The organism is Mesorhizobium sp. P2_H9, from assembly GCF_056403215.1.
Genome location: NZ_JBFUFX010000004.1, coordinates 414,214 through 431,237, shown reverse-complemented (window position 1 = coordinate 431,237; position 17,024 = coordinate 414,214). Strand labels below are relative to the sequence as shown.

General features: G+C 64.1%; 16 protein-coding genes. 7 read left to right on the top strand and 9 right to left on the bottom strand.

Translation table 11 applies throughout. The features are described from left to right. Positions 1-742, bottom strand: a 742-nt coding sequence (locus AC1DXN_RS10275; protein WP_477421537.1) for an SDR family oxidoreductase, incomplete at its 3' end; no start/stop codon positions are given. Between the two features lie 339 nt (positions 743-1,081). Continuing rightward, positions 1,082-2,407 carry a xylose isomerase gene (xylA, locus tag AC1DXN_RS10270; protein ID WP_477240902.1) on the bottom strand — a complete coding sequence of 442 codons (1,326 nt, stop codon included), beginning with the start codon at positions 2,405-2,407 and terminating at the stop codon, positions 1,082-1,084. A 113-nt stretch (positions 2,408-2,520) separates the two neighbouring features. Between xylA and AC1DXN_RS10265 the strand changes: the two genes are divergently transcribed. Further along, entirely contained in the window at positions 2,521-2,883 is a 363-nt protein-coding gene (locus AC1DXN_RS10265; protein WP_477240904.1) for a nuclear transport factor 2 family protein, read from the top strand. A 257-nt stretch (positions 2,884-3,140) separates the two neighbouring features. Here AC1DXN_RS10265 and xylB read toward each other — a convergent pair whose 3' ends face one another. The 3 genes from xylB to AC1DXN_RS10250 all read right to left on the bottom strand — a co-directional run bounded on the left by xylB (position 3,141) and on the right by AC1DXN_RS10250 (position 6,739). Beyond that, positions 3,141-4,595: a xylulokinase gene (xylB, locus tag AC1DXN_RS10260; RefSeq protein WP_477275925.1), complete on the bottom strand. Its 1,455-nt coding sequence runs from the start codon at positions 4,593-4,595 to the stop codon at positions 3,141-3,143. A gap of 82 nt (positions 4,596-4,677) precedes the next feature. Further along, complete coding sequence (locus AC1DXN_RS10255; protein ID WP_477275923.1) at positions 4,678-6,000, bottom strand: tetratricopeptide repeat protein; 1,323 nt, start codon at positions 5,998-6,000, stop codon at positions 4,678-4,680. Between the two features lie 115 nt (positions 6,001-6,115). Further along, positions 6,116-6,739: a LysE family translocator gene (locus AC1DXN_RS10250; RefSeq protein ID WP_477275921.1), complete on the bottom strand. Its 624-nt coding sequence runs from the start codon at positions 6,737-6,739 to the stop codon at positions 6,116-6,118. Positions 6,740-6,967: 228 nt separating this feature from the next. On the opposite strand from AC1DXN_RS10250, the gene AC1DXN_RS10245 reads away from it, so the two are divergent. The 6 genes from AC1DXN_RS10245 to AC1DXN_RS10220 all read left to right on the top strand — a co-directional run bounded on the left by AC1DXN_RS10245 (position 6,968) and on the right by AC1DXN_RS10220 (position 13,024). Continuing rightward, entirely contained in the window at positions 6,968-7,738 is a 771-nt protein-coding gene (locus AC1DXN_RS10245) for a L,D-transpeptidase (RefSeq protein ID WP_477275919.1), read from the top strand. Between the two features lie 141 nt (positions 7,739-7,879). Next, entirely contained in the window at positions 7,880-9,046 is a 1,167-nt protein-coding gene (locus AC1DXN_RS10240) for a diphosphate--fructose-6-phosphate 1-phosphotransferase (protein ID WP_477240914.1), read from the top strand. Continuing rightward, positions 9,046-9,795, top strand: a complete 750-nt coding sequence (locus AC1DXN_RS10235; RefSeq protein WP_477240916.1) for an MBL fold metallo-hydrolase — start codon at positions 9,046-9,048, stop codon at positions 9,793-9,795. Before AC1DXN_RS10240 ends, AC1DXN_RS10235 begins: the two co-directional genes overlap by 1 nt. A gap of 198 nt (positions 9,796-9,993) precedes the next feature. After that, positions 9,994-11,535 (top strand): DegQ family serine endoprotease, encoded by a 1,542-nt coding sequence (locus AC1DXN_RS10230; protein WP_477275917.1) that lies wholly within the window; start codon positions 9,994-9,996, stop codon positions 11,533-11,535. A 134-nt stretch (positions 11,536-11,669) separates the two neighbouring features. Beyond that, complete coding sequence (locus AC1DXN_RS10225; RefSeq protein ID WP_477421535.1) at positions 11,670-12,281, top strand: molybdopterin-dependent oxidoreductase; 612 nt, start codon at positions 11,670-11,672, stop codon at positions 12,279-12,281. Further along, positions 12,278-13,024 (top strand): ferredoxin reductase, encoded by a 747-nt coding sequence (locus AC1DXN_RS10220; RefSeq protein ID WP_477275914.1) that lies wholly within the window; start codon positions 12,278-12,280, stop codon positions 13,022-13,024. Before AC1DXN_RS10225 ends, AC1DXN_RS10220 begins: the two co-directional genes overlap by 4 nt. Positions 13,025-13,043: 19 nt before the next feature. Here the strand turns inward: AC1DXN_RS10220 and AC1DXN_RS10215 are convergent, their stop codons facing one another. The 4 genes from AC1DXN_RS10215 to AC1DXN_RS10200 are packed head-to-tail and all read right to left on the bottom strand — an operon-like array spanning position 13,044 to position 16,991. After that, complete coding sequence (locus AC1DXN_RS10215; protein ID WP_477275912.1) at positions 13,044-14,516, bottom strand: nucleotidyltransferase family protein; 1,473 nt, start codon at positions 14,514-14,516, stop codon at positions 13,044-13,046. Beyond that, the gene (locus tag AC1DXN_RS10210; RefSeq protein ID WP_477275910.1) at positions 14,516-15,193 is read right to left on the bottom strand and encodes a glycosyltransferase family 2 protein; all 678 of its coding nucleotides are present in this window, start codon (positions 15,191-15,193) and stop codon (positions 14,516-14,518) included. The genes AC1DXN_RS10215 and AC1DXN_RS10210 overlap by 1 nt, the downstream gene beginning before the upstream one ends. After that, complete coding sequence (locus AC1DXN_RS10205; RefSeq protein WP_477275963.1) at positions 15,193-15,945, bottom strand: glycosyltransferase family 2 protein; 753 nt, start codon at positions 15,943-15,945, stop codon at positions 15,193-15,195. Before AC1DXN_RS10205 ends, AC1DXN_RS10210 begins: the two co-directional genes overlap by 1 nt. After that, positions 15,942-16,991, bottom strand: a complete 1,050-nt coding sequence (locus AC1DXN_RS10200) for a serine kinase (RefSeq protein ID WP_477275908.1) — start codon at positions 16,989-16,991, stop codon at positions 15,942-15,944. The genes AC1DXN_RS10205 and AC1DXN_RS10200 overlap by 4 nt, the downstream gene beginning before the upstream one ends. Between the last annotated feature and the right edge of the window lie 33 nt (positions 16,992-17,024).

The following is a 17,024-nucleotide window of genomic DNA, read 5'->3' as shown; positions in this document are numbered from 1 at the left end:
CCTGAAGGCTGTTGCCGCCGTCGACCACCAGCAGGGCGCCGTTGACGTAGCTCGCACCTTCCGATGCCAGGAACACCACCGCTGCGGCAACCTCGTCCGGTCGCCCAGCCCGCGCCGGTGGCGTGTGCAGGGCAGCTTGCCGCTCCATTGCGCTCGACGAGCCCGTTTCGATCCAGCCGGGGGCCACGGCATTGACTGTCACGCCACTCTTTGCCACTTCGAGCGCCAGCGTGCGCGTCAGGCCGACCATGCCGGCCTTGGCGGCGGAATAGGCTGCCGTGCCTTCGAAAGACACCAGCGGCCCGGTAACCGACGCCACATTGACGATGCGCCCATAGCCCGCCTCTACCATCGCCGGCARAAACGCGCSGGTGACCAGGAATGCGGTCTTSAGGCTGACGTCGATCCCTTGGTCCCARTCGGCCTCGGTCATGGCGAGAAACGCCTTRTCSGCCGAGGGCGATGCCAGCGAACCCATGCCGGCATTGTTGACCAGGATGTCGACAGCGCCGACATCGGCCCGCAGCCGCGCGACTTCGGCCGCGATGGTGAGATCGGCGACCGCGGCTTTGGCATTGATGCCTTCGGCGCAAAGCTCGGCGGCGCGATCGAGTACGCGCGCGCTGGCACCGTTCAGGAAAACGGCATGACCGGCAAGGCCGAGCTGCCGCGCAATGGCAAAGCCGATGCCGTCGGCAGCACCCGCCCCGATGATCAGCGCACGCTTGGTCGTAGAAGGCATGGTCAAATCAGACTCCGCTGGTTGCGCCGTCGCGGTCTTACCACGCACTTTGGCGACCGTGCTGAGAAGATTTGATCTGCAACATTCCGCGCCACTTGGCGTTCTCGAAATGCCGAAGCCGGCCGCTCAGGGGTGTCCGCTCTGCTGCCAGAATACCGATTGCGCAGCCGTCCTTGCGTGGGTCTGAACCGCCCTGCAGCGCCCCATTCATCCAGTCGATCATGATCGCTGGGCGCCCCCGAGGTGCCTTCGAACGTTTCCTGCAGGACCTCCTTCAGGGGACACCCGCCGCGGCGGCTTTCAGCCAAGCGCGGCGGATGTCAGTCCAGAGGTCAGGCTTCAGACGTAACGGTTGACGATGTTCTCGAGCAGTTCCTGGCGGCCGGATTTCGGCTGCGGCTCGATCTTCTTCTTCACCACGCGCTCGGCGATCTCCTCCAGCGTCCGTTTGCCGGCAAGCATTGCCTTGGCTTCGGCCGAGTTCCAGCCGGCGTAGCGCTCGGCCAGCGGACCCGACAGCGCCTTGTCCTCGACCATGCGTGCCGCGGCCTTGAGACCCCGTGCGCAAGAATCCATGCCGCCGATGTGGCCGATCAGCAGATCTTGCGGATCGAGCGACTGACGGCGTAGCTTGGCGTCGAAATTGGTGCCGCCAGTCTTGAAGCCGCCGGCCTGCAAGACCTGGTAGTAGGCCAGCGCCATCTCCGGAACATTGTTGGGGAACTGGTCGGTGTCCCAGCCCGACTGGTAGTCGTTGCGGTTCATGTCGATCGAACCGAAGACGCCGAGCGCATTGGCCAGCGCCAGCTCGTGCTCGAAGGAATGGCCGGCCAGGATGGCGTGGCCCTGCTCGATGTTGAGCTTGACTTCCTTCTCCAGCCCAAAGCGCTTGAGGAAACCGTAGACCGTCGCGACGTCATAGTCGTACTGGTGCTTGGTCGGTTCCTGCGGCTTCGGCTCGATCAAGATGGTACCCTTGAAACCGATTTTGTGCTTGTAGTCGACGACGAGGCTGAGGAAGCGGCCGGCCTGTTCCTGCTCGCGGGCAAGGTCGGTGTTGAGCAGCGTCTCGTAGCCCTCGCGACCGCCCCACAGCACATAGTTCTCGCCCTTCAGCCGCTTGGTGACGTCGATGCAGCTTTTCACCGTCGCCGCCGCATAGGCAAAGACATCCGGATCGGGATTGGTGGCCGCGCCGGACATGAAGCGGCGGTTGGAGAACAGGTTCGCCGTGCCCCAGAGCAGCTTGACGCCGGTCTGCTTCATCTTGCCGGCAAAATAGTCGGCGATCTCGTCGAGGCGCGCCGCGCTCTCGGAGAAATCCTTGCCTTCCGGCCGGACGTCGGCGTCGTGGAAACAGAAATATGGCGCGCCGAGCAGCGAAAACATCTCGAAGGCGACGTCGGCCTTGAGCTTGGCCAGCTCCATCGTGTCGACACCGCCGGCCTTGGGGAACCACGGACGATCGAAAGTCTGGCCGCCGAACGGATCGCCGCCCGGCCAGGCAAAGGAATGCCAATAGGCGACGGCAAAGCGCAGATGATCTTCCAGCCGCTTGCCTGCAACGACTTCGTCGGGGTTGTAGAACCGGTAGGCTAGTGGATTGGTCGAATCCGGGCCTTCATATTTGATCGTCTTGATGTCGCCGAAAAATCCGCTGCTCATGATTTTTTTCCTCTCTCGAATAGTTCGCCCTGATTACCTCAGGCGTAATTGGTTTCGTTCTTTCGCTGGCCGAAAAGGGTCGTGTCAAAGCCACTCAACGAAGGAGACAGACCATGACCGACCTCAACACGATCGCCCAGAACTACATCACTGCCTGGAACGAAGGCGATGCGGACCGCCGAGCGGCCTTGCTCAAGGCGACATTCACCGAAGACGTCAGCTACCGCGATCCGCTCATGCAGGGCGACGGCCATGACGGTGTCGCCGCCCTCATCGACGGCGTGCAGCAGCGCTTTGCCGGCTTCCGGTTCTCGCTGAAGGGCAAGCCCGACGGCTTTGCCGACACGATCCGCTTCTCGTGGAATCTCGGACCGGAAGGGACGGACTCCGTCATCGAAGGCACCGACATCGGAGTCATCGAGAACGGGCGGCTCAAGAGCGTCACCGGGTTTCTCGATAAAGTGCCAACGCAGTGAGGGCAATCGGCCAAGGTGTGGTGGGAAGTGCCAACCGCTGGTGCCGCCCCTCATCCGCCTGCCGGCACCTTCTCCCCGTATAGTGACGGGGAGAAGGGAGCTGTCGGCCATGCCGGCTGCTTTTTTGCAACGCTGGTGACTGGCGAAATCATCGATGACCGCGCCCCTCTCCCCGTTACTATACGGGGAGAGGATGCCGGCAGGCAGGTGAGGGGCAGCGCTGGCCCGCGGAATTGGGTTATCGGCCAAGGCCCAACTCACGCCGTGGCGCCCTTGATAGCCGGGTAAAGTGCCCGGTACCGCTGATAGGCATCCGCATAAGCGCCAACCAATGAGGCGTCCGGCTCCACGGTGGCATCCGTTGCTGGTGCCGTGCAGACACTGAGCGGATCGGCACCCGTCGCTGCAATCAGCCCGAGCCTGGCAGCGCCGAAAGCAGCGCCGAAATCGCCGTCGGCGGGAATGTCCACCGGAACCTGCAGCGCAGTAGCGATCGCTTTCAGCCAGTAGCGCGAGCGCGAGCCGCCGCCGATGGCGGTGACCCGGGTCAGCGTCGTACCGGCCGTCTTCAGCGCTTCCAGACTGTCGCGGAAGGCGAAGGCGACGCCTTCCAGTACCGCCTGGGTCAGGACGGCACGGCTCGACTCATGCGCCAGGCCGGTGAAGGAGCCGCGAATGGCGGAATCATTGTGCGGCGTGCGCTCGCCCGAGAGGTAGGGCAGGAAGGAGACCCTGGTCGGAGCGTTCAGCGCCTCGCCGAGCTCTGATGTCAGCTCGCCGGCGCCTTTCCCCGTGATCTCCGACAGCCAGTTGAGCGAATCGGTCGCCGACAGGATGACGCCCATCTGGTGCCAGGTGTTGGGCAAGGCATGGCAGAACGTGTGCACTGCACTTGCCGGGTTGGGTAGATAGGCCGCGTTGGCGGCAAACAGGACGCCCGACGTGCCGAGCGAGACGAAGGCATGGCCGGCACCAACCGTACCCATGCCGCAGGCCGAGGCCGCATTGTCGCCGGCGCCGCCGGCGATCGGAATGCCTGAAGCCATGCCCCATTTCGAGGCCAGTTCGCTGCGCAAGCCGCCGGCCTTCTCGGTGCCCTCGACCAGCGACGGCATCTGCTTTTCATCGAGCGAGGTGGCGGCCAGCAGATCGGACGACCAGGCGCGCTTGCCGACATCGAGCCAGGCGGTGCCGGCCGAATCCGACATTTCCGAAATATGCTCGCCCGACAGCCAGAGCCGCAGGAAATCCTTCGGCAGCAGCACCTTGGCCACCCTGGCGAAAATGGCGGATTCGTTGTTCTTCACCCATGCCAGCTTGGGCGCAGTGAAGCCTGGGAAAACGATGTTGCCGGTCAGCTTGCGGAAGCGCGGGTCGGCGTCGAGCGCGGCGGCTTCGGCATGGCTGCGCGTGTCGTTCCACAGGATGCAGGGGCGCAGCACCTGGTCGCCGGCGTCGAGCAAGCTAGCGCCATGCATGTGGCCGGACAGGCCGATGCCTTTGACCGCGGCAAGCTCTTCCGGATGCGAAGCCTTCAGCTCGGCGATCGCCGCCTCGCAGGCGCGGGTCCAGTCGGCGGGGTTCTGTTCCGACCAGCCGGGATGCGGCCGCGACACATCAAGCGACGCATGACCGGAACCGACGACAGTTTGCCCGGCATCGATCAGCAGCGCCTTGACGCCCGACGTACCGAGATCGAGCCCGAGATACATGTTTTCCTCCCCATGCCGGTAATTTTTTCGGGTCTCGAAAAAATCTGGCTTGGCCAGTTTTTAAAACAAGATCCGCTTCGGGTCAATTCTCTGACAAATCGGCGGCACGCCGGGAAAACAGCGCCGACAGCGGACTGTCCGGTCGCGCCAGCGCGCGCTCCGCCGCGAGAGCTTTTGCCAGGGCTTGATCGTCCGAACGCAAGGCCGCCTCGATCAGCGTCAGGTCGATGACATCGCGCTGGGCATGGCTGCCGCCGAAGCGGTGGGCAATCGCCCGGATGGGCCGGATCAGCCGCACCGTCTCGGCATAATTGCCGTCGCCGAATGCCTTGATGGCGAGCGTTAAGGGATGGCCGACATCCCTGGTGAAGGCGGCGTTGTCGTCGTCGGCGCGCATGGCCTCGCGCTGGGCTTCGAGCAGGGTGTTGGCCGGCGCCTCCAGACCGGCGCCGACAAAGGCCATCATCGCGTGCGCATCGTTGAAGGCATAATCGCCGGCACCGGCCTTGGGCCAGTTGGCGGCCAGCGCCGCCCAGCGGTCGCCGACATCGGCGCCGCCGAGATGCAGCCGCCACAGGATCGCCGAGGCATCGACCATGTTGAGCGCCAGCGTCGACGGCGTCCCGTAGATCGGGCCGTCATAGAGCTCGAGCACTTCGTCGGTCTCGCCGAGATCGTAGTGGAACAGCGACAGATGCCACCAATTATGCACCTGCAGGAAGCTTTCCTTGGTCCACGCCTCGGGGTTGGCACGCATCCAGGCGATGCCGTCTTTTTGCCGGCTCTGCATTTCCATGACATGGGCGACCGCATGCTGTGCCCAGCCGTCGCGCGGCTCGATCTCGACAGCCGTGCGGCCGAGCTTTTCGGCCCTGATATAGTCGCCCATCTCCTCCAGCCCGAAGGCCTGCATGCCGAGGATGGCGTGGTAGCCGGGCATGCCGCTTTGCCAGGAGGGCAGCGCGCGGCCGATGCGGTCGCGCAGCATGCGGGCATTGCCGGTGAAGAAGTCGATCTGGTGGCCGGTCTGCAGCGCCACCATGTCGAGTGGAAACTCGATTGCGATGTCCTCCAGCATACGGGCGGCGTCGTGCCAGCGTCCGCCGGCGAGGTGGCCAAGGGCTGCGACATGCGCCTGCTCGCGCGCAGTGGCGGCCAGCGGCAGCGCCGCCTGGTGGCAAGCTTTAGCCACCGCCGTCGCCTCACGCTCGGTGGCGAGGCCGAACAGATAGCCCTTGAACACATGCGCCATGACGAAGTCGGGATCTTGCGCAATGGCGCGGTCGACGGAGCCGACCGGGTCGCCGATAAAGCACTGCAGTTCGCGCACCGCCTGGCTGTAGGGCGAGAACCCGGCCTCCGTCGCGCCCGAATATGTCAGGCCGAATGCATCCTTGACTGCCATGTTGCGTCCTTGCCGATAGCCGCCATCCCAAAGCTGGATGCGATCCTAGAGCATCGGCGCCGGGCGTGCCAACCGCGGTTTGGAGCTCACCAAACCGGTTGGTTTTCGCCCGACCTCAATTCCCCGAGCGCATCGCCATCGTGGCGATGCCGGCGCCGACCAGCAGCGTGCCGCCGGTGCGGTTGAAGATGCGGATCGCCTTGGGATTGCGCACCACGTTGCGGGCTCTGGCCGCGATCAGCGCGTAGCCGAAGGCATTGGCGAAGGCGAGTGCCAGGAAGGTGGTTTCGAAAATCAGCATCTGCGTCCAGAAATCGGCGTGCCGGTCGAGGAACTGCGGCAGGAAGGCGACGAAGAAGGTGATGCTCTTCGGATTGAGCGCGGTGACCAGCCAGGCATGCGCTGCCATCCTGGCCGCCGATACCGCATCGGTGCGCGGCTCGGCCCGCAGCGCGCCGCCGGCGCGAAACAGCTTTATGCCGAGATAGATCAGGTAGCAGGCGCCGATCACCTTCAGCACGGTGAACACAGTGGCTGACGCCGCCAGCAGCGCGCCGATGCCAAGCATCGACAGCGTCATGGCGGTGAAGTCGCCAAGCGCCACGCCGACCGCCATCGGCAGCGCGGTACGCCAGCCCTGACCCAGCGCATAGGACACGACCAGCAGGATGGTCGGACCCGGAATGATGAGAAGGATGGCCGAGGCGGCGGCAAAGGCAGCCCAGTTTTCGAAGGACATGGTCGTCTCCTTGAGCTTAAAGAAGAGGATAAATCCTTGGCCCCGCGAAGATGTAAAGAGGCAAGTTCGAAAATCAGGAACACGCCGGTCTGGTCAGCCAGAGCGCGGAAGCATCGGATCTCAGTTAATACCATCCAGCACGTCTTCACGCTTTTTCAACCATGATTGGTGAAAATGCCTATATCCGGCCGGACCGTGTTTCCGCCGATAGCGTAGGGTTTGGGTTGCATGCGTGAGTTGCCGCAAAGTCTGACGCCGCCAATTCAGGGCGACGCAATCGAAAATACTGAATTCCAGCTTTCCCGCCGCACCATGCTGTCGGGCGCCGGCGCCATGGCGCTGCTCGGCGTTGCCGGCTGCAGCACCCAGACACTCGAGCTGCCGCAGCTACAGCTCGACGATCTCACCACCGGCTCGGTCCACCCCGTCCGTCCCGCCATCAGCGTCGACAAGAACATCACCGGCCCGGATGTGATGTATGCTTCGCTTACCGATGGCGGTTTCGTCGTACCTGCAGTGCCCTACAAGAAGGTCAAGCCGGAGTTCCGCCGCCAGATCGTCGTCGATCAGACCGGCGAAGCGCCCGGCACCATCGTCGTCCACCTGCAGGAGCGCATGCTCTATCTGGTGCAGCCCGGCGGCGACGCCATCCGCTATGGCGTCGGGATCGGCAAGGATGGCTTCCGCTGGTCCGGCCGCGCCAACATCCAGTACGGCAAGGAATGGCCGGTCTGGACGCCGCCGCCCGAAATGATCGCCCGCAAGCCGGAACTGGTGAAGTGGCAAAACGGCCAGCCCGGCGGCCTCACCAATCCGCTTGGCGCCAGAGCCCTCTACATCTACCAGGACGGCAAGGACACCGGCTACCGCATCCACGGTTCGCCGGAGTGGGCGAGCATCGGCCAGGCGATGTCGTCGGGCTGCGTGCGCCTGATCAACCAGGACATCATCGACCTCTACAGCCGCGTTTCCAAGAAAAACCCGGTCGTCGTCGTCTGACGTCGCGGCGGCCCGCATGGCCGCTGCGCGATCTCTTGTTTGAGCATGATCTTTCGGGACCATGCTCTGGTTTCTCCCGTTGCGTGATGCGCCAAGACAGGCGAATGTGCCTGCGAAGCCACCATCCCGGAGAGAAGAAGAATGTCAGGAACCTTTGTCATCGCGCAGGGCGGCGGCCCCACCGCCGTCATCAACCAGACCATGGTTGGCGCCGCGCTCGAGATCCGCAAGCGGCATCCCGGCGCCAAGGTTCTCGGCTCCATCCACGGCGTGCGCGGCATTCGTGACGGCAACTACGCCGATCTCTCTTCCATCCCCGAGGACCGGCTGCGGCTGATCGCTGCAACGCCGAGTGCTGCGCTGGGTTCGACACGCGACAAGCCGGATGCCGCCTATTGCGAGGTCATTCTCAACGGCCTGAAGAAGGCCGGCGCCGACGCCTTCATCTATATTGGCGGCAACGACACCTCGGGCACGCAGCAGATCCTGACCGACGCCGCCGGCGGAAGCATTGCTTTCGTTCACGCGCCAAAAACCATCGACAACGATCTTGAGGAAAACGACCACACGCCGGGCTTCATTTCCGCGGCCGAGTTCGTCGCCGGCGCCTTCCTGTCAGTCGATCTCGATTTCCGCGCCTTGCCGGGCATCTATGTCGGCATCGTCATGGGCCGACACGCCGGCTTCCTCACCGCCGCCGCGGCCGCATGGCAGCTCGACCCCGACAGTGGCCCGCACCTCGTCTATGTGCCGGAGCGGCCGTTCTCGGCCGCGGGCTTCATCGACGATGTGCGCGCCACGCTCGACCGCCACAAGCGCTGCATCGTCGCCGTCTCCGAAGGCGTCAGCACCGCCGACGGCAAGGCGCTGGTCGAAAGCCTGGTGCCGCCGGAAAAACTCGAGCGCGACGCGCATGGCAACGTCAAGCTGTCGGGCAGCGACCTGCCGGCGGCGCTCGAGCGCGCGCTGGCCGAGGGGCTGCCGGGCAAGCGGGCGCGTGTCGATGCGCTCGGCTACATGCCGCGCGGCTATGTCGGCGCCATCAACGCGGTAGACGCGCAGGAAGCCTTCGATGCCGGCGCCTTTGCCGTCGCGGTCGCCGAACAGGGCGGCGGTTCGGTGGCGCTGCAATTTGATGGCACGAAAACCGTGCTGAAGAAGGTGCCGCTGAAGAATGTCGCCGGCAAGACGCGCCACATGCCGGACGATTTCATGAAGCCCGACGTCAACCAGCTGTCGGAAGCCGGCATGGCCTATCTCAAGCGGCTGGTGCCGGAGAAGTACAAGGTCGGGAAGCCCTTCGTCTGATGGCTGACCGGTTTGGCGGCAAACGTGTTGTTGGTGACTGGTTCGGCAAGACAATTATCGATGCCAAGACAACGATGCTGACCGAGCCGTTCGTGCATGATTTCGTAAGCGCCAACATCTGGCATCTCAAAGGCCGCGATGCCGACCTTCTGGTCGACACCGGCATGGGCATCTGCCCTCTGGCGCCGGAGATCGACACGCCCGCCGGCAAGCCGCTGCTTGCGGTCGCCACCCATATCCATCTCGACCATGTCGGCTCGCTGCACGAGTTTCCGTTGCGGGCGGGGCCTAGCCACAGCGCCGCAACGTTCGAGACCATGGATGAAGCGGTGACCTACGCCTACATGTTCCACAATCTCGACGGCGCCGTCTCCAAACTGCCGGCGCCGGGGTGGAAGGCGGCAGACTACAGGATTCCACCGGCGCCGCTGACCCGCACCCTCGACGAGGGCGACATCGTCGATCTCGGCGACCGGCAGTTCCGCGTGCTGCATCTGCCCGGTCATTCCCCGGATTCGATTGCGCTGTTCGACGAGGCCGACGGGTTGTTCTTCGCCGGCGACGCCATCTACGATTCCATACTGATCGACGACCTGCCGGATTCCGACCGTGGCGCCTATCGCCGCACGATGCAGCGGCTGCTCGACCTGCCGATCCGCATCGGCCATGGCGGCCACGGACCAAGTTTTGATGGCAAGCGGATGCGCGAGATCGCCACGGCCTATTTGCGCCGGACGGGTGGTCTCTAGCGGCCTCCCGGATATTAAATCTTCGTAAGGTCACTCGAAAACCCTAAATCGGTCCGATCCGCGCCCTAGATGCTGGTTGTCGATCCGGTTGGCTGCCCAGGCCAGGCGAGACAGGGAAACCCGACCGTCGACACGCCGATGGCATGCTCCCCCCGGGAGGCTGCGGCGCCGGATCAACTCTCGCCCGGACAAACGACCATGTCAGATATCCTTAGCAGACATCGCGTCGCGGCCTTGCTGGGCGCTGCGCTGATCATATCCCCCTTTGTCGTGTCTTTCGCTCAGAGTGCGAACAACATGGGCGCGAGCAATGCCGTTCCGACAACCCAGACGCCTGTCGCCGGCATAGCGGCTCCGAACGGCTCCTTCGCCCCGATCGTGGCCACCGACAAGCCGGCGGTAGTCACCGTCACCACCGTCGTGAAGGCGCAGCCGCAGGGCATGAGCGAGGACTATCCTTTCGACGGCGGCTCGCCCTTCGACGACTATTTCCGCCAGTTCTTCGGCGATCAGGGCATCCCCGGGCCCAAGGCCCCGCCGCAGCAACAGTCGCAGCGCGCCGAGGCGCTGGGTTCCGGTTTCATTGTTGGCGCCGACGGCACCATCGTTACCAACAACCACGTCATCGATGGCGCCACCTCGATCAAGGTGACGCTCGACGACGGCACCGAACTTCCCGCCAAGCTGGTCGGTCGCGACACCAAGAACGATCTCGCCGTGCTCAAGGTGAAATCCGACAAGGCCTTGCCGACCGTCAAATGGGGCGATTCCGACAAGCTCATGCCGGGCGACCAGGTGCTGGCTTTCGGTAATCCGTTCGGCATCGGCACCACGGTCACATCAGGTATCGTCTCGGCGCGCGGCCGCGACCTGCACAGCGGCCCATTCGACGATTTCATCCAGATCGACGCGCCGATAAATCACGGCAATTCCGGCGGTCCGTTGGTGGATGTCAGCGGTAATGTCGTCGGCATCAACACGGCGATCTATTCGCCCAATGGCGGTAGCGTTGGGGTCGGCTTCGCCATCCCGTCCGACCAGGCGCAAAAAGTGGTCGCCAAGCTGATGAAGGGCGGCAATATCGAATACGGCTATCTCGGGGTGCAAATCCAGGAGGTGACGCCGGACGTCGCCAGTGCTATCGGCCTCGACCATCCCGCCGGGGCGCTGGTTTCCGAGGTCACTGACGGATCGCCGGCGGCCAAGGCTGGCATCCAGACCGGCGACGTCATCACCGGCTTTGCCGGTCAGGAGATAAAGGAACCGAAAGACCTGTCGCGTGCCGTCGCCGACGTAGCGCCAGGCGCGAGGGAAACGCTCGATGTCTGGCGCAACGGCAAGGCCATGCAGATTTCCGCCGATGTCGGGCGCAATGGCGATGATGTGAAGACCGCCTCGGCCGAAGGCAATGGCGGCAAGTCCTCTGAACAGGCTTTGCGCGTGCCGTCACTCGGCCTTGGCCTCACCGACCTCACGCCGGATGTTCGCGAGCAACTGAACCTGCAGGACAACCAGCGCGGCGCTCTGGTCGAGCGCGTCAACCCGGACAAGGCGGCCTCTGCTGCCGGCCTCCAGCCAGGGGACGTCATTGTCGGCGTCGACCAGACCCCGGTTAAGAACGCGAGACAGGCAAATCAGGCGATCGCGCAGGCCGGCAAGTCGGGGAGGAAATCCGTGCTGCTGCTCGTCGATCGCGGCGACGCACAGATATTCGTGGCCGTGCCCTTCGCTGCCGGCTGAGGCATGAAGTCCGACAGGCTTGCCGCATCGGCGGCGAGCCTGTCGGATAGCCCAAGATTCCTGTTGCCCGCCGGGAAATCTTCGAGAAGACTGGCTGCGGTCGATTTCGGCCGTAGCGCAAACGGATTGTCCCGATGGTCACTCGCGGCTTCTCTTCCGGGCGAAAGCCCCCGACGGATGCGGACGCGCGCATTCCGCCGGGCCAGTATCTCGAACAAGGCTTTCCGGTCCTGTCGGCCGGGCCGACGCCACGCGTGCGCACCGAGGACTGGTCGTTCACGCTGAAGCATGGGCCGCGCCCGATCAAGAAATGGAACTGGGCCGAGTTCAACACGCTGCCTTTGACCAAGATGACGCGCGACATCCATTGCGTGACCGCATGGACCAAGTTCGACACGCCGTGGCAAGGCGTGCTGGTCGACGACATTCTTGCCGACGCCGGCATCGAGCCGCCGACCGGCTTCACGCTGGCGCATGGCTTCGACGGCTACACCACCAATGTGCCGACTGCCGATCTCACGGTCGGCAAGGCGATGGTGGCCCTGCTCTATGAAGGCAAGCCGATCACCGCCGACCATGGCGGCCCGGCGCGGCTGCTGGTGCCGCATCTCTATTTCTGGAAATCGGCCAAATGGCTGAACGGGCTGCAGTTCACCGAGCGTGACGAGCCGGGCTTCTGGGAATTGCGCGGCTACCACATCTATGGTGACCCGTGGCGCGAGCAGCGCTACACGAACGATCCATGAGCGACGCATCGGCGGTGCAATCGCCCTGGCAGACGGCGAAAATCACCCGCATCGAAAAGCGCACGCCGCGCGTCACCAGTTTCTTCTTCCTATTGTCTCGGCCCTTCGCCTATCGGGCCGGGCAGCATGTCGATGTCAGGCTGACGGCGCCCGACGGCTATCAGGCGCGCCGCTCCTACTCCATCGCCTCCGCACCGGAAGCCGGCGCGACAATCGAGCTGGCGATCGAAAAGCTCGACGACGGCGAGGTCTCGCCGTTCTTTCACGAGGTGGCGGCGGTCGGCGACGAGATCGAGTTGCGCGGACCGCTCGGCGGTCACTTCGTCTGGTCCGACAGCGAGGGCGGCCCCATCCTGCTGGTCGGCGGCGGTTCGGGCGTGGTGCCGCTGATGGCAATGGTGCGCCATCGCGGTGCGTTGAAGTCGGCGGCGCCGGTCGCGCTGGTGTTTTCGGTGCGGGTCTGGGACGAGGTGATTTTTCGCGACGAGCTGATCGGCCTAGATGATCGGCGCGATGGGTTCGACCTGGTGCTGACGCTGACGCGCGAGGCCGCCCGCAGGCCGGCGGATTATTCGCGGCGTGTCGATGCCGCCATGATGATGCAATCGATAGTACGGCTGCCCGAGCCGCCAAAGCTCGCTTTCGTCTGCGGCTCGAATGCCTTCGTCTCCGCCGCTGCCCAGGCGTTGATCGACGCCGGTGTTCCGGCAGGGCTCATTCGCACCGAACGCTACGGGGTCTGAGGGCGCTCGCGGGATGGTTTCAGCCGAGTGGTGAGAACTTTGCCGAGAGCAACTGGAAGGGCAGTGCGCCATAGCTGGCGACGGCAGCTTGATCGTCCCATGTGCGGAACTGGCGGGACGGTCGTGCCTCGAGCACCAGCGCCTGCCGCGTCTCGTCCAGTGTCACCTTGCCGCGAAAGTGCAGCACTCTTTGTCCGCCAGCGCGGCTGATGACCATCGAGCGCAAGCGCGCGACATGCCGGCCGGCGGCATTGATTTCCATTTCGATGCGCCGCCGCACCGGGGGAACGGCGATCCTGACGGTCACATCCAGGACCATCTCTCCGGTTGCAACAGGACAAGGGATGGTCTGCGACAGCACGAAGGGGGTCGGCGTCGGCTCGACCTTGCGCTTGGCCGTCTTGCCGCGCCAGACGACGTCCGGCGCCGATTGCTGCAGCCGGCCTTGCTTGCGTTTCAGTCGCAACTGCTTGGCGAACCCGCGCGACAGCCAGACGAGGCCGCCGAAATCCGTGCGCGGTTTGGCTTGCAGCACCGAGGACCATCGCGACAGGCCGGCGCGATCGGCCATATCAACTGTTCCTGCAAGAACTGTCTCAGGCACCGTAATGCCGATCTCGAGCGCCAGATAGGAGAGTGCCACCGCCGCGGCAACGCCAAGACCACGCTTGGCAAGGATGTCGTTAAACACCCCCCAGTCGACCGCGCCACCATGGATGGCCACGGCGCAGTCAACCAGCCAGTCGCTGTGGGTGTGGGCATCGAGGCCGCCATGACCGATGGCCAGCGCCATACGATCGGCCGGCGACGGAACAAAGACGCTGACGCCGCTGAATTCGGCCGCGACCGCCCGCTGCCAGATCGCCAGATCGTCTTCCGCGCTTTGCTGCGACCCGTCATAAGCGAGCTGGTGTAGGTCGATGTCGCCGAAACTGCCCTTGAAGAAGTTCATCGAGCGCACGGACGCCAGCCGGGTCCTGAGATAGTGCGGGCTGACGCCGGTGGCGATCTGCCAGTCACGCTCGCGCAGAACGTCGAAAGCAGCGGTCATGTCCTGTAGGCGCACCAATATGTCGATGTCATGCGCCACCCGGCCGCGCTGCGCCGAGGCGTTGACGGCGATGCGGCTGGCGCCCTTGATCAGCATGACGGCACAGCCGGCCTCCACCATTGCCTGCAGCGCCGGTTCGGCCTCGCGCATTGCCATACGCGATTTGGTCCACAGCATCTTTTGCAGGCCGACAAGGCGTGGATAGGCGGGATGGGCGGCGAGTTTTCGGCCGAACCTGTCGGAAATCGCTGCCAGCAGCCGGTGCTCGCGAAAGGAGACCAGATCGATATCGTTCTCGTCGAGCCAGCGCGCCGCGTGCTGGCAGGCCGCTTCCTCGTCGGGAAGCAGGGCTGCCTTGAGCAACTGGTCGAGCTTGCCGGTCGGCCAGGACCAGCCATAGTCCGGAAACCGGCGGCCGATATGGCGGACTGACCTGGCCATCAATCGGGAACCGCCTTGTTACGCGCCCGGCGCTGCATGGCGAGCCGCGCGACTTCGAGATAGCCGCGGTCGCGAGTGGAATCGCGGCCATAAGACAGGCTGCCTGGTCGGATACGCCTGAGCGCCAGCACCTCATCCAGCATGTCGAGAACGAAACCTGCCTCGCGCGCCCGAGCGATCCAATCGATCATCTCGCCACGCCCCCCTTGCGGGTCGACAATCGGCCCGACGGCATCGGCGACCTCCCGGCGGATCAACATTGTGGTCCGCGACCAGCCCGCCACAGAGGGGACTTCCGGCACTTCGGGCCTATCGTCACGAAAGGTACGCCAGTGCGTGAAAACGCCCGATGTCCCTGGGAGCCGGTTCAGATGCGCAAGCTGTCTTTCAATCTTGGTCGGCAACCACAGATCATCCGCATCAAGCGTCGCCACGAAGGGGGTCGACAGCGCTGCGATGCCTCTTGTCGTGGCGCTGCCGGGGCCGGCGTTTTCCTGGCGCAAAAGCCGCACCGGCAGCTTCAGCGCCTCGATCACCGCCACGGTGTCGTCGGTGGAGCCGTCGTCGACAACGACGATGGTTTCGGCCTGCACTGTCTGGGCCGTGATCGATCTCAGCGTCTCGGCAATGGTGGCTGCCGCGTTGAAGGCCGGGATGACGACGCCATAACCGCTCATCACATGAAGCGCCACTGCGCGAGCTCTTTGAAATCGAAAATCCCTTCGATCGGACGCAAGGAGGGATCGGCCTTGCGACGCTTCATCGATTTGAGGATGGCGCGCATGAACTCGCGAAGGGGGACATCGGCCTCCCTTGTCATATTGCCGGGATGACGCCTGTAATAGAGAGCCACGGTATCGGGCATAGTGTATCTCGGACTGCTTTCAAAGGCACGCAGCAGGTAGTCGGTGTCTTCAGCCTGGTTGAAGTCCTCGTCGAAACTGCCGATGCGTTCCACAAACTGGCGAGAAAAAATCCCCGCCGACAGATGAATCCCGCGAACGGTCACGCAGTGGCTTTCGGTTGCCGGTTCCAGTGTCTCGTCGTCTATGAGATCAACCAGTGTCATGCGCGAATAGCTCAGTTCGAGACCTGGATCGGTTTCGAAGCAGGCAAGGTCGGCCCTGAAACGCCCGGCGGGCGAGATGTCGTCCGAATCGAGAAATGACACAAGCTCTGTTTCCGGCAGAAGCTGCCTGAGGCCGGCATTGCGTGCTTTGGTGACACCACCATTGGCTTGCTGGAAAAGGCGGATGCACGAAGTCTCACCCATCATGGCGCGCACCGCCTCGGCCGTGCCATCGGTTGAGCCGTCATCGATGACGATAATATCGAGGTCGGCGGCGTCGCGTTGCCTGAGCAGCGACCGCAATGCCGAAACGACGTAGCGCTCGCGGTTGTAGGCAGGCACGATTACGCTGAGTTTCATAAAATGCCTCGTGCGAGAAACGTCGAAATCGTGCCGGCGATTTCCTCGGGCCGTGTCCCCAGCGACAGGCGATAGCACGGCAGCTGGCGTGTCAGTTCGCCAAAAAAGCGAAAGCCGCTTTCCCGTTCGCCCGGCATCTGTGCGATTCCGGATGGCGCCAGCGCAATCATGGCGTCCTTGCGCGACACCGGCATGATCAAGCTTGTCTCACCACCGCTGATATGTGGCACCACCAGCGCGACGATGTCCAGACTTGCAGGTACTGGCCGGACCGCGATGTCATCGATGTGAAACGGATACTTGCCTTGCCAGTTCAGCGGACCGTGCGACTTCAACCTTCGTTCGAGCTGCAGCCGCCGGAAACCTTCCGGGTCCTGCTTGAGCGTGGCAAACAAGGGGTGGGCAGTCACCCCATTGTCGGTTTCGATCAGCACATAGTCGTCGCCGACGCTGTCGAGCCCGTTGAGCAGTCCGGCGACAACCGTTCCCGATTTTCCCGCCCCACCCGCGCCGGCGAGCAGCATGCCCTTGCCGCCAATGCCCAGCGTACCAGCATGGGTAAGCCGCATGCCGCGCGCGGCATACTCCCAATGCAGGAAGGCGCGCAGCGGCGCCCCTTGCTCCCAGGGCGGAAACGCGTCGGCGGACCTCATCAGCTGTGCACCGACGCGACGTTCGGGATCGTAGAACTGCCAGAAATCCAGGTCATGGAAATAGCTGCCGCGCAATCCGGCTTCGGCCAGCTGTGTGGCGAAGGCGTGATGCGTGTAGTCGGCTTGGCCCCATGTCGCCGGGGCGGGGATGCCCTCAACATCAGGATCGGCGACGAAAATGCGGCAGTCGCCCACGCTCGGCTGGTCGTCGGGAGCAGGGACGAGGCCATGGCCGACAGCTTCGGCCAAGGCGCCGGGGCTGAGATGCGCCGTCAGATCCAGCCGCGGCAAGCGGACCGTGGTGGTGACCGGATAGCGCTCAGCCGCGCTTTCCGCCGCCGCCAGCACGTGACGGGCATAGTCGGTCAGGGTTTGAAGGGTGACGCCTGGCATGGCTGACTGTTCCAGCGTTGCCCGACCGGGCCA